At 68.0% G+C, this 22,761-nt stretch carries 21 protein-coding genes; 7 read left to right on the forward strand and 14 right to left on the reverse strand.

Translation table 11 applies throughout. The annotated features are described in order from the left end of the window. Nucleotide 1 precedes the first annotated feature (1 nt). The 3 genes from ACILRJ_RS00240 to ACILRJ_RS00250 form a co-directional block, all read right to left on the reverse strand. Nucleotides 2-850: a hypothetical protein gene (locus tag ACILRJ_RS00240; protein WP_395679161.1), complete on the reverse strand. Its 849-nt coding sequence runs from the start codon at nucleotides 848-850 to the stop codon at nucleotides 2-4. Nucleotides 851-1,026: 176 nt separating this feature from the next. Further along, on the reverse strand, nucleotides 1,027-1,998 hold the full coding sequence (locus tag ACILRJ_RS00245) for a patatin-like phospholipase family protein (protein ID WP_395679163.1): 972 nt from the start codon (nucleotides 1,996-1,998) through the stop codon (nucleotides 1,027-1,029). Continuing rightward, a complete protein-coding gene (locus ACILRJ_RS00250; RefSeq protein ID WP_395679165.1) occupies nucleotides 1,995-2,975 on the reverse strand; it encodes a helix-turn-helix transcriptional regulator in 981 nt (326 codons plus the stop codon). The genes ACILRJ_RS00245 and ACILRJ_RS00250 overlap by 4 nt, the downstream gene beginning before the upstream one ends. A 135-nt stretch (nucleotides 2,976-3,110) precedes the next feature. Here ACILRJ_RS00250 and ACILRJ_RS00255 point away from each other — a divergent pair, with 135 nt between their 5' ends. Continuing rightward, nucleotides 3,111-3,686 carry a hypothetical protein gene (locus ACILRJ_RS00255; protein WP_395679167.1) on the forward strand — a complete coding sequence of 192 codons (576 nt, stop codon included), beginning with the start codon at nucleotides 3,111-3,113 and terminating at the stop codon, nucleotides 3,684-3,686. A 108-nt stretch (nucleotides 3,687-3,794) separates the two neighbouring features. Here the strand turns inward: ACILRJ_RS00255 and ACILRJ_RS00260 are convergent, their stop codons facing one another. Beyond that, nucleotides 3,795-4,622, reverse strand: a complete 828-nt coding sequence (locus ACILRJ_RS00260) for a DUF6498-containing protein (protein ID WP_395679169.1) — start codon at nucleotides 4,620-4,622, stop codon at nucleotides 3,795-3,797. A 97-nt stretch (nucleotides 4,623-4,719) separates the two neighbouring features. Between ACILRJ_RS00260 and ACILRJ_RS00265 the strand changes: the two genes are divergently transcribed. The 5 genes from ACILRJ_RS00265 (at nucleotide 4,720) to ACILRJ_RS00285 (ending at nucleotide 11,961) form a co-directional block, all read left to right on the forward strand. After that, the gene (locus ACILRJ_RS00265; RefSeq protein ID WP_395679171.1) at nucleotides 4,720-7,497 is read left to right on the forward strand and encodes a molybdopterin oxidoreductase family protein; all 2,778 of its coding nucleotides are present in this window, start codon (nucleotides 4,720-4,722) and stop codon (nucleotides 7,495-7,497) included. Continuing rightward, entirely contained in the window at nucleotides 7,494-9,260 is a 1,767-nt protein-coding gene (locus tag ACILRJ_RS00270; RefSeq protein ID WP_395679173.1) for an SLC13 family permease, read from the forward strand. The genes ACILRJ_RS00265 and ACILRJ_RS00270 overlap by 4 nt, the downstream gene beginning before the upstream one ends. Beyond that, nucleotides 9,257-10,015 carry a 4Fe-4S dicluster domain-containing protein gene (locus ACILRJ_RS00275; RefSeq protein WP_395679175.1) on the forward strand — a complete coding sequence of 253 codons (759 nt, stop codon included), beginning with the start codon at nucleotides 9,257-9,259 and terminating at the stop codon, nucleotides 10,013-10,015. The genes ACILRJ_RS00270 and ACILRJ_RS00275 overlap by 4 nt, the downstream gene beginning before the upstream one ends. A gap of 9 nt (nucleotides 10,016-10,024) precedes the next feature. Continuing rightward, nucleotides 10,025-11,032: a dimethyl sulfoxide reductase anchor subunit family protein gene (locus ACILRJ_RS00280; RefSeq protein ID WP_395679177.1), complete on the forward strand. Its 1,008-nt coding sequence runs from the start codon at nucleotides 10,025-10,027 to the stop codon at nucleotides 11,030-11,032. A 131-nt stretch (nucleotides 11,033-11,163) separates the two neighbouring features. Next, nucleotides 11,164-11,961, forward strand: coding sequence for a YdiY family protein (locus ACILRJ_RS00285; RefSeq protein WP_395679179.1), 798 nt, complete (start codon nucleotides 11,164-11,166; stop codon nucleotides 11,959-11,961). A 198-nt stretch (nucleotides 11,962-12,159) separates the two neighbouring features. Here the strand turns inward: ACILRJ_RS00285 and hemC are convergent, their stop codons facing one another. From hemC to ACILRJ_RS00305, 4 genes are all read right to left on the reverse strand, one after another. Then, on the reverse strand, nucleotides 12,160-13,077 hold the full coding sequence (gene hemC / locus ACILRJ_RS00290) for a hydroxymethylbilane synthase (protein ID WP_395679181.1): 918 nt from the start codon (nucleotides 13,075-13,077) through the stop codon (nucleotides 12,160-12,162). Further along, nucleotides 13,074-13,805: a LytR/AlgR family response regulator transcription factor gene (locus ACILRJ_RS00295; protein WP_395679183.1), complete on the reverse strand. Its 732-nt coding sequence runs from the start codon at nucleotides 13,803-13,805 to the stop codon at nucleotides 13,074-13,076. The genes hemC and ACILRJ_RS00295 overlap by 4 nt, the downstream gene beginning before the upstream one ends. Beyond that, the gene (locus tag ACILRJ_RS00300; protein WP_395679185.1) at nucleotides 13,802-14,860 is read right to left on the reverse strand and encodes a sensor histidine kinase; all 1,059 of its coding nucleotides are present in this window, start codon (nucleotides 14,858-14,860) and stop codon (nucleotides 13,802-13,804) included. The genes ACILRJ_RS00295 and ACILRJ_RS00300 overlap by 4 nt, the downstream gene beginning before the upstream one ends. A gap of 167 nt (nucleotides 14,861-15,027) precedes the next feature. Further along, the gene (locus tag ACILRJ_RS00305; protein ID WP_395679188.1) at nucleotides 15,028-15,696 is read right to left on the reverse strand and encodes an alpha/beta hydrolase; all 669 of its coding nucleotides are present in this window, start codon (nucleotides 15,694-15,696) and stop codon (nucleotides 15,028-15,030) included. 146 nt (nucleotides 15,697-15,842) lie between these two features. Between ACILRJ_RS00305 and ACILRJ_RS00310 the strand changes: the two genes are divergently transcribed. Further along, a complete protein-coding gene (locus tag ACILRJ_RS00310; RefSeq protein ID WP_395679190.1) occupies nucleotides 15,843-18,284 on the forward strand; it encodes a prolyl oligopeptidase family serine peptidase in 2,442 nt (813 codons plus the stop codon). A 25-nt stretch (nucleotides 18,285-18,309) separates the two neighbouring features. Here the strand turns inward: ACILRJ_RS00310 and ACILRJ_RS00315 are convergent, their stop codons facing one another. The 6 genes from ACILRJ_RS00315 to ACILRJ_RS00340 form a co-directional block, all read right to left on the reverse strand. Then, the gene (locus tag ACILRJ_RS00315; RefSeq protein ID WP_395679192.1) at nucleotides 18,310-19,230 is read right to left on the reverse strand and encodes a hypothetical protein; all 921 of its coding nucleotides are present in this window, start codon (nucleotides 19,228-19,230) and stop codon (nucleotides 18,310-18,312) included. Next, a complete protein-coding gene (locus ACILRJ_RS00320; RefSeq protein ID WP_395679194.1) occupies nucleotides 19,227-20,159 on the reverse strand; it encodes a hypothetical protein in 933 nt (310 codons plus the stop codon). Before ACILRJ_RS00320 ends, ACILRJ_RS00315 begins: the two co-directional genes overlap by 4 nt. A 10-nt stretch (nucleotides 20,160-20,169) precedes the next feature. Then, nucleotides 20,170-20,727: a GTP-binding protein gene (locus ACILRJ_RS00325; protein WP_395679196.1), complete on the reverse strand. Its 558-nt coding sequence runs from the start codon at nucleotides 20,725-20,727 to the stop codon at nucleotides 20,170-20,172. A gap of 11 nt (nucleotides 20,728-20,738) precedes the next feature. Further along, nucleotides 20,739-21,698: a hypothetical protein gene (locus tag ACILRJ_RS00330; RefSeq protein WP_395679198.1), complete on the reverse strand. Its 960-nt coding sequence runs from the start codon at nucleotides 21,696-21,698 to the stop codon at nucleotides 20,739-20,741. 67 nt (nucleotides 21,699-21,765) lie between these two features. Beyond that, complete coding sequence (locus tag ACILRJ_RS00335) at nucleotides 21,766-22,122, reverse strand: roadblock/LC7 domain-containing protein (RefSeq protein WP_395679200.1); 357 nt, start codon at nucleotides 22,120-22,122, stop codon at nucleotides 21,766-21,768. A 67-nt stretch (nucleotides 22,123-22,189) separates the two neighbouring features. Continuing rightward, a complete protein-coding gene (locus ACILRJ_RS00340; RefSeq protein ID WP_395679202.1) occupies nucleotides 22,190-22,639 on the reverse strand; it encodes a roadblock/LC7 domain-containing protein in 450 nt (149 codons plus the stop codon). Nucleotides 22,640-22,761 lie beyond the last annotated feature (122 nt).

Here is a 22,761-nt window from a genome sequence, read left to right on the forward strand (position 1 = left end):
GCTAGTCCACGCTGCCGAGGTCCTGCGTCTCGGCGCGCCAGGTGTCGCCTTCCTTGACCATCAACACGCGGCCGGCGCGCTTGATCTCGTCGCGGTCGACGCCTTCGACCCGGAGCACGGCGTGATCGCCGCGCTGGATCGCCGACACGATCTTCACCGACACCGGCTTGCCGTCGCGCAGGTCCTTGAGCCCCTGTTTGGCGGCTTGCTCGTCGTCTTCCGGCAACTGCCAGCGCGAACCTTCGCCGAGCATCTTGCGCAGCGTCGGCAGGTCGCCCTTCGCCAGCGCAGCAAGATACGCCGCATACGCCTTGCCGGGCGCGCCGCCATCGGCCGGCAATGGCGTACCCGGGGTCGCGGCGGTGATGCTCGCGCTGAACGGCAGGTCGAAGTCGTAGGTCTTGCCGAAGAAGTCGTCCGGCTTGGTCATCTGCCAGCGCCCTTCGACGGAGCCCGCGGTCTGTTTCGCGAGCTTGAATTCACCCGAGCCGGACATGTTGAACGACTCGCTCGGTTGCTCGTGCGAGAAATACAGGCCGCATTCCTTGCCTTCGGCATTGATGCAGATGCGCACGAAGCCGCCCGGCTTGTCGCCGACCTGCTGGTTGACCTCGCTGCCCGGATCGAATGCGTCGGCGATCTTCTTCGCATCGAGCGGGTCGGTGGTCAGGAACAGGTAGGTCGACGCCGGTCCGCTGCGCTCCTCGTGCACGAAGGCGTAGGCGTGCCTGGTTTCCATGCGGATCTTGTCGTAGCGGAAGTACGGCGCGGCCGCGCCGGCGGCGGCTGCGCCGGGGCTCGCGATGGGCAGGGCCAGCAAGAGGCAATACAGCAGTGGTCGAACGTTCATGCGGATGGCTCCCCGGCGCCGCGAAAGGGGCGCCCGATACTACTAAACGGAAAACGGCGCGCGATCGAACGTCCGAATGTCCCGCGGTGCGCTTTCCAACCCTGCAGCGCGGCCGGGCGTTCACCCGCGCGCCCGCCAGTTGCGGCCGTACCCGCGATCCCGGGTTTCATCGCGCATCAGCGGCGCAGCGGCGCCCAGCGTGCCAGGGCCTCGCGCGTGCGGCGGCGGCCGAGTTCGATCAGCTCGTCGGCGCGATGGAATTCGTAGAACGCGCAGGCGTTGCGCGGGATGGTCACGAGCAGGTCCGGCGGCTGCGCTGCGAGCTTGAGGCGCGTGATCGTCTCCTGCACCGCATCGAGCGAGCGCGCGAACAGTTCCAGCGCGCCCGGCTCGCGCGCGGCCGCGATGCGACGTTCGCGGCGCTCGACGAACGAATCGACCAGCGCCGCCAGCCGTCGCCGCCGCTGCTGCAACTGGGGCGGCGCGGTTGCATCGTCGATTACCTCCGGCATCGATTTGCCGTCGTCGATCGCCGCCGCGTCACGCTCGTCGCCGAACGCTTCCGCCATCGCATTGACGTCCACCGCGATGGTGGCGTCGGTCAGGTCCCGCAGCGTCGGCGATACCGGCAGCGGATTGAGCAGGCCGCCATCGACCAGCAGGCGACCCTGGTAGTGGTGCGGGCGGAATACGGTCGGGATCGCGATCGAGGCGCGGATCGCATCGAACAGCGGGCCACGCGAAAACCACACCTCGCGCTGCGCATCCAGATCCACCGCGACCGCGGTGTAGGCCATCGGCAATTGCTCGATCGACACATCGCCGATCATTTCGCGCAGCAGGCCGCTGACACGCTCGCCCTTGATGAAACCGCCGCCGCGAAAAGTCCAGTCGATCAGGCGCAGCACGTCGTAGCGCTGCAACGGCAGCGCCCAGTCGCGGAACGCGTCGAGCTTGCCGGCCGCATGCATGCCACCGACCAGCGCGCCCATCGAGCTGCCGGCGATCGAGCGGATCGAAAACCCTTGCGCCTGCAGTTCCTCGATCACGCCGATGTGCGCGTAGCCGCGCGCGCCACCGGAGCCGAGCACGAGCGAGAGGTCGCGGCCCGTGCCGGCGGCGGGCGTCATGGCGTCGAGGCCGTTCACGACGGGCCTGCGCCGTAGGCGCCGAGTGCGAGCTGCAGCAGGATCTTCATCTCTTCGCGCAACGGGACCGGCGCGACGACTTCCGCATCGGGGCCGTATTTCAGCACATCCATCAGCAGCTCGCGCGAGTTGGAGTACGGCACGCGCAGCTCGTAGCGCCCATCCGGCAGGCGTTCGCCCTGCTGCTGCGAATGCCAGTGCTCGTCGGCAACCCAGCGCGCCGCGTGCGCGGAAAAGCGGATCGTCGCCCACGCTTTCGGCGCGCCGGAGAAGATGCCGTAACTGGATGCAAGGTGCGAATCGAGTTCGGTCGCGTCGCGATCGAGCGCGGCATCGTCCTGCGGTTGCGGCTCGCGGATGCGGTCGAGCGCGAAGCTGCGCAGCGCGTCGCGGCTGTGGTCCCACGCGTCGAGATACCAGTTGTCGCGGTAGTGGGCGAGGCGCTGCGGCGAGACGACGCGCTCGGTGGTGGCGTCGGTCGAGCGCGCGCGATAGCGGAACTTGAGCCGCTTGCGATTGAGCAGCGCCGAAGCGACCGCGCGGAACGCAGCCTGGTCGAGTCGGCGCGAACCGCTGGCGAGCACGCGGATGCGCTCCACCGGCAGCGCGCGACCGCTTGCATGGTCGGACAGGAGGCGCTCGATGCGCGCCCGGAACGGCGCCAGCGCGCCGGCCAGCACACCTGGATCGGACCGACCGAGCAGCTCGTTCAGCGCGAGCAGGGCGGCCAGTTCCTCGCTGGTCAGCCACAGTCCGGGCAGCTCGAAGCGCTCCGCTTCGTCCACCGCATAGCGGAATGTCGACTCATCCTCGCCGTACTCGATTGGCGCGCCGAGCGCATCGCGCAGGAACGCGATGTCGCGATAGAGGGTCGCGCGCGAGCAGGACAGCTCGTCCTTGAGGGTCGCGAACGAAACCGGGTGGCGCCTGGCTTTCAGGATACGATGCAGGGTCAGGATGCGTTCGTAGCGGTCCATGGAATGTCCTGTTCGCGGTCGTTTTCGCGTATGTGTCCGGCAAGATGCCGAGCGCGCGCGGCGATCGGCGCAGGATCGCACAAGCAGCGGCATCGCGGCGCGTTCCGTAATTCATCCAACCAGGGAGACGACCCCATGACGCTGTTTCCGAAGACCTGTGCCGGCCTTGCCATCGCGCTCGGTTGCTCGCTCGCCGTGGCGGGACCGAAGGAGGACCTGCACGCCGCATTCGCGAAGTTCCTCGCCGCGAAGAGCTTCCGCGCCACCGCCACCGACGTGAAGAAGGGCGAACAGGTGTCGAAGATGGAATTCGTCGCGCCCGACCGTTATCGCATCGACTCCGCCGGCCATCCAAGCCTGATCATCGGCGACACCATGTACATGGACATCGGCGGCAAGATGCAGGCGGTACCGGTGCCGGGCGTCGGCCGGATGGTCGCGCAGTACCGCAACCCCGAGTTCCTCGGCGAGATGGAAGCCGGGATGGACGTGAAGGCGCTCGGCGACGAGACGGTCGACGGCGAACCGGCCAAGGTCTACGCCTACACGCTGACCAAGCCGATGAAGTCGGATGCGAAGACGTGGGTTTCGGTGAATACGGGCCTTCCGATCCAGATCGAATCGACCGGCACGTTCATGGGCCACACCGCAACGACACGCGTGCACTACTCCGGATTCGACGATCCGTCGATCCACATCGACGCGCCCTGACCCCACCGCGCGGGACACGGCCATGTGGGCGGGGCTGGTGCATGCCAGCCCGCGCCGCATTCATGGACGCCATCGGGCTCGCAGGCAGGCTATCGCGGCCGGCGGTTCCTACGCCCGCACCACCTGTTCATCCTCGATCGCCTGGCGACCTGCGGCCTCGATGCCGGCTTTCCATTGCTCGGCCATCGCGGCGGCACCGCCCTTGTCCTTGCCGAGGCGATCGCCGAGTTTGAGCAACCACCGCGGCGGCTGCCCCGGCACCGGCGCCGCGACCACGCGCGTCAACGCGACATCCCACAGCGCCTTCAGGCCAATCAGCACATACAGGATGCCCAGCGGCGAATCGGTCGCCGCCATCGCCGCCATGCCGAAGATGATCGCCAGGTGCAGCACCAGCACGCGACCGATGCGCTGCTGCACCTGCGCCTTGATCCAGGCGAAGCTGCGCGAGCGCATGCCAGGCAGGTCGGCGACGAAGCCGGCGGCGAGCGCAAGGGACAACATCAGCGCACCCTGGCGGAATGCGTCCCACGAGAATTGCCAGAGCGGATCCTGCGGATGCCTGCTTGCGAGAAGCAGCGCGATCACTGCGACCAACAGGCCGTGCGCAAGCGTGAACACGAACGCGACCGTCGCGTACTCGCCGAGCAGGCCCCCTTTCGACGGTTTGCCATTGCTGCTGCTGCCGAGCTGGCCGCTGCGCCAGTGCCCGCGCTTGTGCGTGAGCCGCCGGTGAGTCGCGATGCGCAGGCAGGTGAACACCGCCACCAGCAGGTTCTCGAGCCAGTACATCACCAGCACGTTGGTCACCGACCAGTTGAGTCGCAGCACGCCGTAAACCGGAATCGCATTCGTGACCAGCACGATGCCGAGTGCGGCCAGTCGCCCGATCGCGCCGGGCGCGCTCGTTTCCCCTGCAGGCGGCGGCGGTTGCATCGCGATCTCCCGGGACGTGGCGTATGCATCATCGCATGGTGCCGCGACGGCGACGCTTGCTGGTTCCCTGCGCGGATGCATCCGCTACCATCGCAACATGCCGCACACCCCGTTGAACCTCCACAAGCCGACCGGCGACGCCGTCAAGACCACCACGTGCTACATGTGCGCGTGCCGGTGCGGAATCCGCGTCCATCTCAAGGACGGGCGCGTCCGCTACATCGACGGCAACCCGCGGCACCCGGTCAACCGCGGCGTGATCTGCGCGAAGGGGTCGGCCGGCATCATGCAGCACTACTCGCCGGCGCGCTTGTCCAAGCCCTTGCTGCGTGTCGGCGAGCGCGGTGCGCGCGAGTTCCGCGAGATCGAGTGGGACGAGGCGCTCGCGCTCGCGACGCAGTGGCTCGGCGACATTCGCGCGCGCGATCCGGACCAACTCGCGTTCTTCACCGGGCGCGACCAGTCGCAGGCGCTGACCGGCTGGTGGGCGCAGGCGTACGGCACGATCAACTACGCCGCGCACGGCGGCTTCTGCTCGGTCAACATGGCCGCCGCCGGCATGTACACGCTCGGCGGCAGCTTCTGGGAATTCGGCGAACCGGATTGGGACCTGACGAAGTACCTGATGTTGTGGGGCGTCGCCGAAGACCACGACTCGAACCCGATCAAGCTCGGCCTCGGCAAGCTGAAGTCGCGTGGCGCGAAGATCGTCGCGATCAACCCGGTGCGCACCGGCTACGGCGCAATCGCCGACGAATGGGTGCCGATCAACCCGGGCACCGACGGCCTGCTCGCCGGTGCGTTCATCCACGAACTGCTGCGCAACGATCGCGTCGATCTCGATTACCTCGTCCGCTACACGAACGCGCACCATCTGGTGATCCGCGCGCCGGGCGCGGCCGACGACGGCATGATCGCGCGTGACGCCGAGGGGCATGCATTGTGTGCGGTGCGCGGCACCCCCGTGATCGCGCACGCCGACGCGATCGACGTCGCACCGCTCGTCGTCGGCGAGTACACCCTGCCCGACGGTCGCACGGCGGTCCCCGCGTTCCAGTTGTTCGCCGAGCGTTATCTGTCGGACGAGTACGCACCCGACACGGTCGCGCCGGCATGCGGCGTCGATGCCGACACCATCCGCCGCCTCGCGCGGGAGCTCGCCGAGGTCGCGTTCGACCAATCGATCGTGCTGAAGCAGCGCTGGACCGATGCCTGGGGCCGCGAACACGCCGAGATGATCGGGCGCCCGGTCGCGATGCACGCGATGCGCGGCATCAGCGCGCACGCGAACGGCTTCCACACCTGCCGCGCACTGCATTTGCTGCAGATGATCCTCGGCGCAATCGACACGCCTGGGAGCTTCCGCTACCAGCCGCCGTATCCGAAGCCGGCTCCGCCGCCGAACCGTCCCGGCAAGACGCGTCGCGCGAACGGCACGCTGGAAGCCGGACCGCTCGGCTACGTGCACACGCCCGAAGACCTCGTCGTCGACGCCGCCGGCGAGCCACGCCGCATCGACAAGGCCTTCTCGTGGCAACACCCGTTCGCCGCACACGGCATGCTGCAGAACGTGATCGCGAACGCGTGCAAGGGCGATCCGTACCGCATCGACACCTTGTTCCTGTTCATGGCGAACATGGGCTGGAACTCGTCGATGAACACGACGGCGACGCGCGCGATGCTGTGCGAGCGCGATCCGGCGAGCGGCGGGTACGTGATCCCGCACATCATCTACGCCGATGCCTACGATTCGGAAACCGTCGCGTTCGCCGACCTCGTGCTGCCGGACACGACCTACCTCGAACGCCACGACTGCATCAGCCTGCTCGACCGGCCGATCTCCGACGCGGACAGCGCCAGCGACGCGATCCGCCAGCCGGTCACCAGGCCCGATCGCGACGTGCGCCCGTTCCAGGACGTGCTGCTCGACCTGGGTGCGCGCCTCGGCCTGCCCGGTCTCGTCGACGACACCGGCGCACCGAAGTATCCGCGTGGCTACGCGCAGTACATGGTCGAGCACGAACGCGCGCCCGGCATCGGCCTGCTTGCCGGCTGGCGCGGCGCCGACGGCACGCAGGAAGGCGTCGGCACGCCCAACCCCGACCAGCTCGCGCGCTACATCGAGCACGGCTGCCACTGGCACCGCGAGATCCCCGCCGCCGGCCGCTACTACAAGATGGCGAACCGCGACTATCTCGAATGGGCGAAGTCGCTCGCCTTCGTCGGCTCGACCCAGCCGATCGTGATGCAGTTCTACGCCGAATCGCTGCAACGCTTCCGCCTCGCCGCGAGGGGCCATGGCGCGACGCAACCGTCCGACCACGAACGAGCGCGCGTCGAACGCTACTTCGACCCCATTCCATTCTGGTATCGGGACATTGAAGCACCCGGCGACTATCCGCTCGCGGCAATCACCCAGCGCCCGATGTTCATGTACCACGCGTGGGGCTCGCAGAATAAATGGCTGCGGCAGATCGCGACGCGCAACTATCTTTGTCTGCACCCGGACACCGCACGCGCGCATGGCGTCGCCGACGACGACTGGATCTGGCTGGTCGCACCGCGCGGGCGCATCCGCGTGCAGGCGCGCACGCACACCGGCACCGCGCCGGGCACAGTGTGGACGTGGAACGCGATCGGCAAGCGCAAGGGCGCGTGGAAGCTCACCGCGAACGCGCCCGAGAATGTCGACGGCTTCCTGCTCAACCACCTCATCGACGAGTCGCTGCGCGACCGCGACAGCAACGCGACGCATGCCAATGCCGACCCGGTCACCGGCCAGGCCGCATGGTTCGACCTGCGCGTGCGCATCGAGCGCGATGCCGAGCCGAGGCGCGACGGCCACCGCGTCGAGCTCGCCGGGGCCGCCGGGTGAGCGGCGCCGCGTGGACCACGCTCGCGATCGTGCTCGGTGCGATTGCGATGTTCGCGAGCGAGAAGGTTCGCATCGACCTCGTCGCGCTGATCGTGCTCGTGCTGCTGGTCATGCTCGGCCTCGTCACGCCGACCGAAGCACTCGCCGGCTTCAGCAACGAGGCGACCATCACGGTTGCCGCGATGTTCGCGCTGAGTGTCGGCATCGAGCGCTCCGGTGCACTCGAGCCGCTTGGTCGCCTGCTCTCGCGCATCCGCCAGCCGTGGCTGCTGACCCTCGCGCTGATGCTCGCGATCGCGCCGATGGGCGCGTTCGTGAAGAACATCGCGCTGGTCGCGACCTTCCTGCCGCTCGCGCTGCGCGTGTGCGCGCGCACGAAGACGCCACCCGGCCGCGTGCTGCTGCCGATGGCATATGCCGCGCAGATGGGCGGCGTGTGCACGCTGATCGGAACTTCGTCGAACCTGCTCGCCGACAGCCTCGCGCAGAAGCATGGCCTGCCGCCGTTCGGCGTGTTCGAGTTCACGCGCATGGGTGCGTTGCTCGCGCTGGTCGGCATCGCCTACCTGATGCTGGTAGGACGCTGGCTGCTGCCGCGCCACCTTCCGGCCGAGGCCGCGAATGAAACCGAACTCGGCAAGTACGTGACCGAGCTGCGCGTGCGCGAAGGCTCGCCGCTGATCGGCCAGACGATCGCCGATGCGAAACTCGGCGAAACCTGGGGCGTCTACCCGCTCGAACTGCTGCGCGGCGAGCAGCACCTGTGGTCGCCGCGCGCGCAGCGCCTGGAAACGGGTGACGTGCTGCTGGTGCGCGGCGACTGGGACAAGATCGAGGACCTGCGCACGCGCGCACAACTCGACATCGACCCGGAGAACCGCTACGGCCCCGAGCACGGCCGCAGCCGCGTGCTGGTCGAGGCGATGGTCAGACCGGCCGGCCCGATCGAAGGACGCGCGCTCGGCGAGATCGCGCTCGCGCGCGAATTCGATGCGATCGTGCTCGGCATCCGTCGCCGCGGCGAAGTGCTGCGCAACGCACTCAAGGACGTCGAGCTGGTCGGTGGCGACGTGCTGCTGCTGCTCGTCGACGAGAAATCGATTGCCGCCGTGCGCAATGACGACCGCTTCGTGGTGCTCAGCGAGCGCGATGACACGCGCCGCACGCCGCGCCGTGCGATTGCCGCGATCGTGATCATGGCCGCGGTCGTGGTGCTGTCCGGGCTGCACGCGCTGCCGATCCCGGTCGCCGCGCTCGCGGGTGCCGTCGCGATGGCGATCGCCGGTTGCTACGGCAGCCGCGACCTCTACACCGGCATCGACTGGAAGATCATCGTCCTGCTCGCGGCGATCCTGCCACTCGGCAGCGCGATCGAAACCAGCGGCCTGTCGCAGGCGCTGGTCGACAACGGCATGCACCTGGTCGGATCGCACGGCCCGATCGCGGCGCTGCTGATGGTGTACCTGCTGACCGCGCTGCTGACCGAGCTGATGGGCCACAATCCGTCGGTCGTGCTGATGGTCGGCATCGCCATTTCGGTCTCGCACGCGGTGCATGCCGACGCGCGACCGTTCATCATCGCGGTCGCGTTCGCCGCGGCGACCTCGTTCGCGACCCCGGTGGGCTATCCGACCAACACGATGGTCTACTATGCCGGCGGCTACCGCTTCACCGATTTCATGAAGGTCGGCATCCCGCTGATCGCCGTGTTCTGCGCATTGTCGATGATCCTGATTCCGCACTTCTGGCCGCTCCAACCATGACGACCCTGCCACCGCCGACCGCGAGGAAACTCGGCCTCGTCATCGATCTCGACACCTGCGTGGGCTGCCACGCCTGCGCGGTCGCGTGCAAGGAATGGAACGACGGCGGCGATTTCGGTCCGCTGCCCGACGCCGATCCCTACGGCGCACAGCCGAACGGCGTCTGGTTCAACCGCGTGCACAGCTATGCGGTCGAGCAGCCCACCGCGAATGGCACGCGCGACCTCACCGTGCACTTCCCGCGCTCTTGCCTGCACTGCGAGACGCCGGCCTGCGTGACCGTGTGCCCGACCGGCGCGAGCTACAAGCGCGCCGAGGACGGCATCGTGCTGGTCGACTCGGACAAGTGCATCGGCTGCCAGCTGTGCGCGTGGGCGTGCCCGTACGGCGCACGCGAGTTCAGCATGGAACGCGGCACGATGCAGAAGTGCACGCTGTGCGTCGACCGCATCTACAACGAGACGCTCGACGAGGCCGATCGCCAGCCCGCGTGCGTGATGGCCTGTCCGACGCGTGCGCGCCATTTCGGCGATCTCGGCGACAGCGAGTCACCCATATCGAAACTCGTCGCCGAACGCGACGGCTACGCGCTCATGCCCGAGTACGACTACAAGCCGGTCAACCGCTACCTGCCGCCGCGACCGCGTCGCGACGGCTGCTCCGACGCAACGACGAAGGCCGCGCCGACGGAGACGCTCGACACCGCGAAATTACCCGGCGTGCTGCGCTGGCTCGATCGCGTGCTGTCGCGCTGAGGCCGCCCGATGCGTCCGACATTCTCGATCATCGCGTTCACGGTGCTGTCCGGTACAGGCTACGGCCTATTGTTCCTGTGCGGGCTCGCGCTCGCAGTGGGCTTGCCGCTCGATTCCTACCACGCATCCTCCTTCGACGACTTCCATTTCGGCCACCCGCCCGTGTCGGCGATTGTCATCGATCCGCACATCCCGTTCTTCACGCTGCTTGCGATCGGCGCGTTGTTGGCGGCCGCGGGGCTGCTCTGTTCGCTCGGTCACCTCGGCCAACCGCAGCGTGCATGGCGCGCACTGACGCAATGGCGCAGTTCCTGGCTGTCGCGCGAAGGCATTTTCGCAATCGCCACTTTCATCCCCTTGAGTGCGAGCGCATATCTACTGCTCACGACGTCTCATGCCGTTTCCTCGCGCGTGGCCGGCCTCGCGCTCGCTTCGTGCAGCTTCGCGACCGTGTTCTGCACCGCGCGCATCTACTCGAGCCTGAAGCCCGTGGGTGCATGGCATCAGCCACACGTATTGCCGACGTATCTGCTGCTCGGCCTGTATGGGGCGATGCTGTGGTCGACCGCGATCGCTTTCGTGCCCGCTCTCGCCGGCCTGCGCGACCCGGCGCAGTTATTGTGGCTCGCGCATGCCGTTCTCGTCGCACCCGCGTGCGCGCTGCTCAAGCGGGCCTATTGGCGTCGCATCGACGCATCATCGCCGCCGTCCGCGGGCCGAGCCACCGGCCTGGATGTGCTGGGCACCGTGCGCGCATTCGAAGCGCCGCAGACCGAAGAGAACTACCTGACGCATGAAATGGGTTTCGTGCTCGCCCGCAGGCATGCCCGCAAACTGCGTGCGATCGTGTTCTGGCTGATCCTCCTCGTTCCGCTCGGCATGCTTCCGGCGGCGTGGCTGATCGGCTGGCTTTCCGCGTGGATCTCGCTCGCGCTCGGCCTTCTCGCGCTGTTCGTCGAACGATGGCTATTCTTTGCCGAGGCGAAACACGCGGTGATGGCGTACTACCAGCGCTGAGCGCCCACGTCGACACGAAAGTTGACCGCGCCGCCACCAACGTTCACGCCCGATTCAATGCATGTCTCTACCATCCGCTCCCCGGGGCCGCTGATGCGGCCCTTTTGGTGCCCCCGAGGAGAGAAAAGACGATGAAGACGATCCTGCTGACCGCTGCCGTACTCGCTGCCCTGCCGGTTTGCGCATTCGCCGATGACGGCTGGTCGGGCGCGGGCGAACTCGGCTTCGCCGCTTCGCGCGGCAATGCGAAGTCTGAAAACCTGAACGCGAAGCTCACGTTCAAGAAGGAAGACGACGAGTGGAAGGACAATTTCTACCTGACTGCATTGCGCAGCAAGGGTGAAGTGACCGTCGCGACGCTCGACGGCAATGGCGGCATCGCCAACGTCAAGAACTACGACACGACCGCGAACCGCTACGAAGCCGGTGCCTCGATGGGTTACAAGCTCGACGAGCGCAGCTACATCGTCGGCGCGCTGCGCTACGAGAACGACGACTTCTCGCCGTTCCAGTACCAGGCCGTCGCGTCGATCGGTTACGGCTACACCGTGCTGAAGAACGCCAGCGACGAGCTGTCGTTCGAAGTCGGCCCCGGCTACAAGCGCTACCGTCCGATCGACACGGTCGACCTCAGCGTGGCGCCGCCTGTCGTCACCTCGTACAAGTCCGATGGCGAAGTCGTCGGTCGCGGCCTGGTCGCGTACAAGCACAACTTCACCGAAACGACCTCGTTCATCGACACGTTCCTGGTCGAGGCCGGCAGCAACAACACCTTCATCCAGAACGACGCGGGCCTGCAGGTCGCGATCAACAAGTCGTTCGCGCTGAAGGTCGGCTACCAGGTGCGCAACAACTCGGACGTCGCGCCCGGGATCAAGAAGACCGACCAGCTGATCACGACGAACCTCGTCTACAACTTCGGCGGTTGATGCAAAGCGGCGCGGGGTTCCGCGCCGCGCATCCCTGCCGGGCGGGAGCGAAGCGTAGGCGCTCCGGTCCGCATCGCTCGCGACCCGCGGCGCTACCGCCCATGAACTCACTGGGTCGGCGTGGCGCGCACGCTACGTGACATCCTTGCGGGGATGTCCAGCAGCCCACAGGCGGCGTGCCTGTCGGTAGCGGACGCGTCAGCCCTGCGGGTGCAGGATCGCGTCCGCGCCGCGCTCGCGCAGCAGCGCGGCGACTTCCCGCCCGAGCGCTTCGGGCGCGTCGCGCGGGCCGCTCGCTTCGGCGCGCACGAGGCGTCCGGTGCTGGCGTCACCGACGAGGCCCCACAGCGCGAGTCCGGTTTCCGTCTCGACGCAGTAGCCGGCGATCGGCACGTTGCAGCTGCCGTGCAGTTCCAGGTTCATCGCCCGCTCGGCGGCGACGCAGCGATGCGTGTCGGCGTCGTCGAGCCCGCGCAGCAGGTCCTGCACCGAGCTGTCGCCGATGCGGCACTCGACCGCGATCGCGCCCTGCGCCACCGCGGGCAGCCAGTCCGGCGCGGCGAGCCGCGCGGCGATGCGTTCGCCGAGGCCGAGCCGCTCTATGCCGGCGCAGGCGAGGATGATCGCGGCGTATTCGCTGGCGTCGAGTTTGGCGAGGCGCGTGTTGACGTTGCCGCGCAGGTCGGCGAGTTCGAGATCCGGTCGCAATGCGCGCAGTTGCGCCTGCCGGCGCAGCGAAGAGGTACCGACGCGCGCACCGCGCGGCAGTTCGGCGAGGCGCGTGTGCTGGTTGCTGATGAACGCATCGGCGGCATCCGCACGTTCGAGCACGGCGCCGATCGCGAAGCCGTGTTCGAGCTGCATCGGCACGTCCTTGAACGAGTGCACCGCAAGGTCGGCACGCTCCTCCAGCATCGCGACCTCGAGCTCCTTCAGGAACAGGCCCTTGCCGCCGATCGCCGCCAGCGGACGGTCGATGATCTGGTCGCCGCGCGTCGTCATCGGCACCAGTTCGACCACGAGGCCAGGATGCAGCGCGCGCAGGCGTGCGGCGACGTGCTCGGCCTGCCACAACGCGAGTGCGCTCTGGCGGGTGGCAATGCGCAGGATGTTCATAGGTTCCTTATCAGCTTGCGCAGCGCGGGCAGGTTGCGACGACTGACCTCGAGCGTCGCGGCGACGCCCTCGAGGTTGGCGAACAGGCGTCCGTCCGGCGTGCGGGTGAGACCAGTCAGCTTCGCGCGCGCGACCAGGCAATTGCGGTGGATGCGCACGAAGCGGCTTTCGAATTCGTCTTCGAGTGCCTTCAGCGGCTCCTCGATCAGCACCTCGCCGCGCGGATGGTGCACCACGACGTACTTGTCCTCGGCCAGCAGGTAATCGACATCGCTGATCGGCACCAGCACGAGGCTGCCGCGCACGCGCGCGCACAGGTGCGTGCGCGCCTGCGCGTCGAGGGCGCGCACGCTCGCGGCCGCGCCTTCGCCGCTCCAGCGCCGCACTTTCGCCAGTGCCGCCACCAGGCGTTCTGCACGCACCGGCTTCAGCAGGTAGTCGACCGCATTCGCCTCGAACGCGTCGACGGCATGGTCGCCATAAGCGGTGCAGAAGATCACCGCCGGCGCGTGGGCCAGCGTGGCGAGATGGCGCGCGACCTCGATGCCGTCCATCACCGGCATGCGGATGTCGAGCAGGACCACGTCCGGCGCGAGCCGGCCTATCGCTTCGAGGGCGTCGCGGCCATTGCCGGCCTCGCCGGCGATCTCGATGCCGTCGATGTCCGCGAGCAGCGCCGCCATGCGCTCGCGCGCCAGCGGCTCGTCGTCGACGATCAACGCCTTCATCGCTCGATCACCTCTGGCAGGTGCACGCTCACGCGGTATTTCCCCTCTGCCGGTTCGACGCGCAATTCGCCGCGCGCTCCGAAATGGTACTCGATGCGCGCGCGCACGTTGGCCAGCGCGACGCCGTTGCGGCGCGCCGATGCGCCGGGCGGGAGCGGATTGGCGATCGTGATCTCGACGCCGCCGGCGACGCGCCGCCCGCGCAGTTCGAGCGTGCCGCCCTCCGCGCGCGGCTGGATGCCGTGGTAGATCGCGTTCTCGATCAGCGGCTGCAGCAGCAGGCGCGGCAGCGTGAAGTTGCGTGGCAGGTCGCCGACGTCGAGATCGAGTGCGAGTCGGTCGCCGAGGCGCAGGCGTTCGATGTCGAGATAGCGCGAAACCAGATCGAGTTCCTCGCCAAGCGTGCCCGGACGATCATCCGCGCCGAGCGCCGCACGGAACAGGTCGGACAGGTCCTCGACCGTGCGTTCGGCGTCGGCGGGGCGGGTGCGGATCAGGCTCGCGATCGTGTTCATGCTGTTGAACAGGAAATGCGGGCGAATGCGCGCCTGCAGGGCGTCGACCTGCGCCTTCGCCGCCGCCCGCACGCGCTCGCGCCATTGCTCCAGAACATACAGGTAGCGCAGCAGGGCGGCCGCGATCAGCGCGCAGATCACCGCATTCGCGACCACGAAGCGCAGGCTGGCTTCGGGCGGCACGCTCAGGCCGAGGTTGAGCGCCTGGTCGAGCCGGCACACCACCGCACTGCCAAGCGTGGTCACCAGCACCGCGGTCAACCACGCGATGACCAGCCCGCCACGCTGGCTGAAACGCTGCAACGGCCTGCGCAGCGAACACAGCACGACGGCGTCGAGCAGGGCCAGCCATTGCACGTACAGGCTGAGCACGCCGAGGCGCGGCAACCAGGCGCGCGCATGTGCCTCGGGCACGAGCACGATGACCAGCGCGACCAGCTCGGCGACGACCATCAGCGCGAACAAAGTCGGCGCATTGCAGAACTGCGGCAGGCCTGCCGTGATACCCGCACGCTCATTGGTGGTGGCGCGTGATGGCACCGGCATCTCCCGATCGATCCCCTTCACCTTCCCGACCGTTCGTGTCGAGCGTGGCGAAACGAAGTTGCGCGTAGTCGAAACACCCGGCATCACGCCAGCCGTGCTCTTCGACTCCACGCCGTCGGCGCCGCGCCCGGAGCGACCGGAATTCCGAAACCGCCCCTACATTAACAGGCAGCGAGGCGCGCGCCGATCCAGGCGCGCAGGTCGGCGACCTCCTGCGCGCAGACCTGGTGCGCCATCGGGTAACTGTGCCAGGCGATGGCGTAACCGAGCGCCGTCAGCGCATCGCGGCTGGTGCTGCCGAGCGGCTGCGGCACCACCGGATCGACGCTGCCGTGCGCCATGAAGATCGGCGTCGCCGCATTGGCGCTGCTGCGCTCGGCCGCGGTCGCCGGTTGCAGCGGCAGGTAGGTCGACAGCGCGACGATGCCGGCAAGGGCTTGCGCGTGGCGCACGCCGCCGGCAAGCGCGATCGCGCCGCCCTGCGAGAATCCGGCCAGCAGCACGCGCGATGGCGCGATCCCGCGCTCGCCTTCGCGCGCGATCAGTGCATCGAGCTGGGCGATCGACTCGCGGATGCCGACCTCGTCCTGCTTGTCCTCGATGCGCGCGCCCTTGATGTCGTACCACGCGCGCATGCGCATGCCGCCGTTGATCGTGACCGCGCGCATCGGCGCATGCGGAAACACGAAGCGCAGCGGCGGCCACACCCGGTCGACCAGCTCGGGCACGATCGGCGCGAAATCGTTGCCGTCGGCACCGAGGCCGTGCAGCCAGATCACGACATGGGTCGGGTTGGTCGCGGTTTCGGTTTCTACGCAGGGCAGGATCAAGACGGTCTCCGGGGCAATGCCAGGCGCGTAGGCTGCCCGCCGCGCGCGGTTTTGCCAAGCGAACGGGCGCGCGCGCTGACTTCCGGCCCGGTCCGGCGGCGGCGCAACCGGCTATCCTGCGCCTTTGCGCCTGCCCGGAGCCCGCAATGGATCGTCTGTCCACCGCTTGCCTCGTCGCCCTGCTCTGCCTCGCCGCCGCGCCCGCTCGCGCGGTCACGCTGGAGCAGGCGATGGCCAATCCCGACTGGATCGGTCCGCCGGTCGAAACTCCGTACTGGAGCGCGGACGGGCGCAGCCTCTACTACGACCTCAAGCGCAGCGGCTCGCCGGTGCGCGATCGCCACCGCCTCGACCTCGCCGATACGCGCGACACGGTGCTCGATCCTGCCGCGATGGCGAATGCGGACGGCGCGGATGCGGTGTTCGATCGCGCGCGCACGCGCGCGGCCTTCGTGCGCAATGGCGATGTATTCGTGCGCGAACTGGCGAGTGGCCGGCTGCTGCAGGTCACGCGCACGCCCGAGGCCGAAGCCTCGCCGCAATTCTCCGCCGACGGCCGCAGCCTGCAATACCGCAGCGGAAACGCCTGGTTCTCGTGGGACATCGCCGGTGCGATTGGCGGCCCCGCGGCGATCCTGAAGGCCGAGAAGGACCCGGAGGCGAAGAAGCCGGACGATCTCGCTCAGGATCAATTGCGCTGGTTCTCGACCCTGCGCCGGATCAAGGCCGACCGCGAGGCGCAGAAGCAGCACGGCGACGAGTTCGCCAAGGGCGACCCGACGCGCGCACCGCTGCCGTTCTACCTTGGCGACGAGGTCACGATCGAAGCTACCTCGCTGTCGCCGGACGGTCGCTGGCTGCTGGTCGTGACCTCGCCCAAGGCGTACGAGCACGGCAAGCAGGGCAAGCTCCAGCGTTTCGTGACCGAATCGGGCTACGAGGAACAGGAGGACGAGCGCACCCGCGTCGGCCGCGCCGATCCGGCGCCGCAATCGCTGCTGCTGCTCGACCTCGCACGCCACACGCAGAGCGCGCTCGCGCTCGACGACCTGCCCGGCATCCATGACGATCCGCTGAAAGCGGTACGCGAAGAAAACGCGAAGGAGCGACCGGTCGACGACAAGCCCGCTTCGCAATCCTCGGCCCCCGGCCCCCAGCCCTCGTCGAAGAAGAAGGCCGACGCACCCGGGGTACGCGCCGTGCGCATCGTCGCCCGCGGCGAGGACGGTGGCGGCGGCGGCATCGTGTGGAGCGCGGACGGCAAGGGTCTGGCGATCCAGATCCGCGCGATCGACAACAAGGACCGCTGGATCGCGACGGTCGATTTCGACCGCGCGAAGCTGCTCACCCAGCACCGCCTGAGCGACCCGGCGTGGATCAACTGGGCCTTCAACGAATTCGGGTTCGAGCGCGACAACCGCACCCTGTGGTACGTGTCGGAGGAGAGCGGCTATGCGCAGCTCTACACCAAAGTCCCGGGCGGAAAGGCGAACGCGCTGACCAGCGGGCGCTTCGAAGTCTCTGCGCCGGTGCTGTCGCCGGACGGCCAATGGTTCTACCTGCGCGCGAACAGGGAAGCGCCCTACAGCTACGACGCCTACCGCGTTGCCGTCGGCGGCGGCGCGCTCGAACGCGTCACCTCGTTCAAGGGCCTGGAACAGTTCGCGCTGTCGCCGGACGGGCGCCAACTCGCGGCACTGCATTCGAGTGCATATGTTCCGGCGCAGCTCGCGGTCGTTGCCGTCGACGGCGGCGCCGTGCGCGAGCTGACCGACACGCGCACGCCCGAATACAAGGCGAGGCAATGGGTCGAACCGAAGATCGTCGAAGTGCCTTCGACGCACACGAAGCAGCCGATCTATGCGAAGTTCTATCAGCCGAAGGATTTCGACGCGTCGAAGAAGCATCCCGCGGTGATGTTCGTGCACGGCGCCGGCTACACGCAGAACGTGCATCTGCAGTTCCCGTACTATTTCCGCGAGCAGATGTTCCACAACCTGCTGCTCGAGCACGGCTATGTCGTGCTCGACATGGACTACCGCGCGAGCGAGGGCTACGGCCGCGACTGGCGCACCGCGATCTACCGCGACATGGGCCGCCCGGAGTTGGAAGACCTGATCGACGGCGTGCACTGGCTGGAGAAGAACGCATCGGCCGATCCGCAGCGCGTCGGCGTCTACGGCGGTTCCTACGGCGGCTTCATGACCCTGATGGCATTGTTCCGCGCGCCGGACGTGTTCAAGGCCGGCGCGGCGCTGCGCCCGGTCACCGACTGGGCACAGTACAACCACGAGTACACCTCGAACATCCTCAACACGCCGCAGCTCGATCCGATCGCCTACCGGCGCTCGTCGCCGATCGAATTCGCCGATGGCCTGCGCGGCTCGCTGCTGATCGCGCACGGCATGATCGACGACAACGTGCTGTTCGAGGACTCGGTGCGCCTGTACCAGCGGCTGATCGAGCTGCACAAGGATAACTTCGAACTCGCCGGCTATCCGCTCGACCGCCACGGCTTCACCAATGCCGATTCGTGGCTCGACGAGTACAAGCGCATTTACAAGCTGTTCGAGGCGAACCTGAAGTGATGCGATGCCGGCGACCCGGGCCTGCCTACGGCGCCGCCGCGATCGATGTGGGACCCGGGGACCCGGTCCGCGACTGCGCGTTGCGCGCGAATGCGCGCAACGCGCAGCGGGCCGTGGCCGCGTTGATTCGCGCGATCGCCTCCGCGGCCTGGTAACCACCGGCCACGATCACGACGATCGGAATGGCCAGGCGGCGCGCCATCGCGAACACGCGAAGATCGCGTTCGACGAGCGCGCGCGCGCTGAAGCCGCTGCAACTCTTGGGGTCGTGCTCGTGGCTGTCGGCGCCCGCCTGGTACAGCAGCAGGTCCGGCATGGTCGCGCGCACAAGCGCCTCGATGCGCTCCAGCGCCACCAGATGCGCGCGGCGACCGTCGCGGGCCAGGCGCACTTCGAACGGCCACGATCGTGCGTTGCCGATGCAGCCGAAGCGCGTGCCGAACATCGATGCGTTGTACAGGTTGGGCAGGCGTGCGGCGTATTCCTCCGTGCCATTGCCGCCATGCTCGTCGCAGTCGACGACGAACACCTGCAGGTCGGGGCGACAGTGCGCCACGAAAGCCAGTCCGTTGATCGGGCAGAAGCCCGCGCCCCTCTCGAATACGGCGTGGTGGAAGCCTCGTGCGAGGTTCATCGCAATGCCGTGGTCGAGCGCGTGGTTCACGGCTGCGAGCTGCCCGGCCAGCATCGCGTAGCTGGCGTCGCGCATGCGCGGCGACCAGGGGATGCCCTGGCTCGACGCGAGCGGCTCGGATCCGCACTCGAACGCCGCGAGGTAGGACTCGGCGTGCAGTCCGCGCAGCAGGGCACGATCGAGCGCGGGCGGCGAGACCAGCTCGGCCAGCCCGCGCTCGTGCAGGTAGCGCGCAGCCACTGCAAGGCGCGCCAGCGAGGGTACCTCGTGAGGCGAATAGTCCGGGTGGAAATATGTACGCAGCGGCGTCATCGGGCGGCGAGCGCTTCGCGCCGCGCGAATCCGCGCAGTTCGGCCAGCGTGGTCGAAGCGGGCGACAGCATGCGGGCGCGCACCTGCGCTTCGAGTTGCGCCGAGAATGCGCGCGCGCGGATCGGCGGTTCGACCGCGAGCGTCGTGAGCCGCAGGAAGCGCGCCTGGGCGACTGCAGCGAGCGGCAAGCATCGACCGTTCGACGTCATGCGCGCGTGCGACTCGTCGGCGTGCGACAGCGCGCACAGGGAACCTGGCGGCAACGTCACTCCATTCAGATCGACCGGCTCCAGCACGATCGCGGAGTGCGATTCGCCGAGATTCATCTTCTCGATCAGGTGCGGATCACCCGCGTCGTCGACGAACACATTGACGCTCCCGCCACGCCGCACGCGACCGTGCGCCAGCTCGAGAAAGAACTCCTCCGCCTGCGAGCAGCTGCCGATGGCCGGTTTCACCGGCATCGGCGGCATGCGGTAGCGCATGCATGCGTCGCGCGCGAGAAGTTGGTGGAGCAGGTCGACGAAGAGGCGGCTCTCTTCGCAGTCGAGTGCCGCGCGCACGGCGTGCACGCGATCACGCAGGCCAGCGAGCGCCTCGAGTGCATGCGCATGCTGGGCGCCCGCGGCGCGCACCGCGGCAGGCGCCTGGTCAACCCGACGCCAACCGGCTGACCAGCCTGCGCCGCGCAACGTCGCGGCCACGAACCCACTGTCACGCTGTGGCCAGCCCTCGAACACGTCAAGGTCCGCCGGATCATCGGAATCACCGGGGTGGTTGATGTAGGTGGCGAGGAACCGCGTTGCCTGCGTGTAGCCACACCCGCGACGGTCCGTGCGGTGTGCGGGAGCTTCGTCGAGCATGTCCTCGAGCACCGTGCGCAGGCGCAAGCCGTTTTCGCGAAAGCGCTCCACCAGTTCGTGCGACATGTTCGCGCCGCTAGTGCATCGCGACCAGCAGTGCACGGACCAGATGGGCGGTCTGGGCGCGGTCGCGTGCGTCGAATGTGAAGGTCGGAACGATCGGTCCGCAGCGACGGATCGCGCCGCGAATGGGTCCGAGCGAGAACGATGGCACCCGGTCGGTGTGGGTGATGCCTACCACCATGGCGACGTCGGACCGGATTGCACGCAGCTCGCGCAACCAGTACTCGCACTGGTCCGCAGCGTCCGCCGAGCTGCCGTCGAGCACGATGACGACCCCGAACGCGCCCTCGAGCACGATCGGGCGCATGAATGCGAAGCGATCCTGGCCAGGCATTCCGTACACGAGCAACGGCGTGCCGTCGTCGAGTACCGCCGTCGAAAAGTCGAGCGCGACCGTCGTCGTGGTCTTGTCGCCCATCGCACCGTCGCTGAGCGGCATCTCGGTCGCAATCGGCTCGCGATCGGTTACCGCGCGGATTGCGGTCGTCTTGCCCGCACCCACAGGGCCGGCGAACACGAGCTTTGCGACACCATCATCAAGCGTTCCCGCGACCACGGATTGTTCGGGCATGGATGCAGCGCTCATGGTCTGGACAATCCGAAATGCGCGGCGAGGCGGGACAGCAAGCCGCCGCGATTCGCCGCTACGAGCACCGCAGCAGGCACCGCCGCGGGCGCGGACTCATTGGCATCATCCAGCAATGCCGCCGCCTTGAACGCCCACAGGCAGGCGTCGACATCGCGTTGGGCCAGCCCGCAACGACGCGCGATGCCCGCGGCGTTGCCGCGCGATCGTTGCAGCGCCTGCACCACCTTGAGGGCTTCGACCAGGGACGCCGCGCTGCCGAGGTCGGGCCAGTCGCTCAGGCCGACCTCGCCCCCCGAAAACGGCGGCAACTCCGACCTGGCGTGCCACGCGCCCTGCAGCAGGAACGCATCGAGGCTCGCGCTCACTTCACCAAGCGGTGCCGCGCGCTGCCGTTCGGTGATCGGCGTGAAACTCCACTCCTTCACCGCGAGGCGCTCCCGCGCGCGCAGCTGGTCGCTGACGGTCGCACTCAGCACCCGCCCCGTGCTCGGCAGCAACCAGACGACGACGTTCTGCGAACGCGCTTCCTGGGAGCGTGCCTCGACATCGATGCCCGCGAGCGCGGGATCGAGTGCGAGGCGGACGAGAGCCGGCATGCTCGCAAGCTGCATGTGCGGCGCCGCCGGTGCCTGCAACAAAGGTGCGCGGGCATTGCCGGAGGCGCGCAGCAGCAGTTCGTGGAGAGCGCGCGTGAGGCGTGCGACGGTGGCCCCGGGCTCGTACAGTGCCGTCGATGGCCCGATCTCCAGGGCCGGCGTGCCCCGCCGGCGCGCGATTTCCAGCACGCGTCGGCCGTAGGCGTCGGTCGGATCGGCGGCGACCATGTCGCAGCGCGTGCCGTCCCATTCGGACGCACGTGCCTGCATCCGGTGCGCCGCCAGCGCCGTGGTGGCGAGTCGCAGGCGCTGCTCCATCGCCGGGTTCAGCCCCGCGTAGCGCAAGTCGAATTGCATGCATTCACCATTCTGACTTCGACGCCCCGGCCGCTGCATGCAGCCGGGACGTATCCCGCGACGTCGATCAGGAGAAGTCGACCGACTTCTCGAACGTACGGATCTCGTGCCTTGCCATCGCCAGGTTCGCCTTGGCGCGATCGAGCACGATGTACAGGAACAGCTTCTGGTTCGATTCGAGCGGGCGGACGACGTGGTACTGCTTGGTGAGACTGATGAGGATGTCTTCGATGGTGTCGTTGAGCTTGAGGTTGTTGGCGACCTTGCGCTTCGCCTTCACGACTTCCGCGTTGCCGGCCGCCGCGATTTCGAGGTTGACGCCGCTGCCGTCGCCGGCGAGAAGCATGCCGCTGTCGGCGTCCACCAATGCGGAGGCCATGTAGCCATCGATGCTGCGCAGTGGTTCGAGAGAGACCTTTGCCATGTCTGTTTGCCCTGTTTTGTGGAACGAAGCGGTTCCCCCGCTCACGGGGCCGGAATTCCGGCGGTCTTCAAGCCGCGGCCGCAGAAGCGTCCGCGATGATCCGGGAGAGCCGCTCGGCGGTGTCGAGCGCGGCGCGCAAGGTCAGCGCCATCACCTCAGATCCATCCGCGCCGACGGAAAGCATGTAGCCGCGACCCACGTGCGGCACGCGTACGACCACGATGGAGCCATGGTCGGTGGCGACGACCGAGTAGTTGCAATGGCCGCGCAACGCATCCTTGGCGAACGATTCACTCAGGGCGAGCAGCGAGCTCGTCATGGCGGCGATCCGTTCGCCATTCGATTGGGCGTCGGCATTGATGCTTGCGAGCAGCCGGCCATCCGCGGTGCCGAGGCAGGCGAATCGCAGGGCGCTCGAGCGCTTCAGCAGGAGTTCGAGGCATTCGACCGCCTGGATGCGCAGCATTTCGGACGAAGCGGGACGAAGTCCGTCCGGTTTGCGCTGCGTTCCCCCCATGCCCGCCTCCGTAAACGTTTACAACACCGGATCACCCACTAGCTCACCGAGTAGTGGAGCTGCAACTCCGACCTCGGTAATGGCTTCATTTTCAGCACTGCTGTGTGTACCGTATATCGGGG

Origin of the sequence: Dokdonella sp., assembly GCF_044227025.1 — a bacterium.
In the GTDB taxonomy this organism is placed as follows: domain Bacteria; phylum Pseudomonadota; class Gammaproteobacteria; order Xanthomonadales; family Rhodanobacteraceae; genus Dokdonella_A.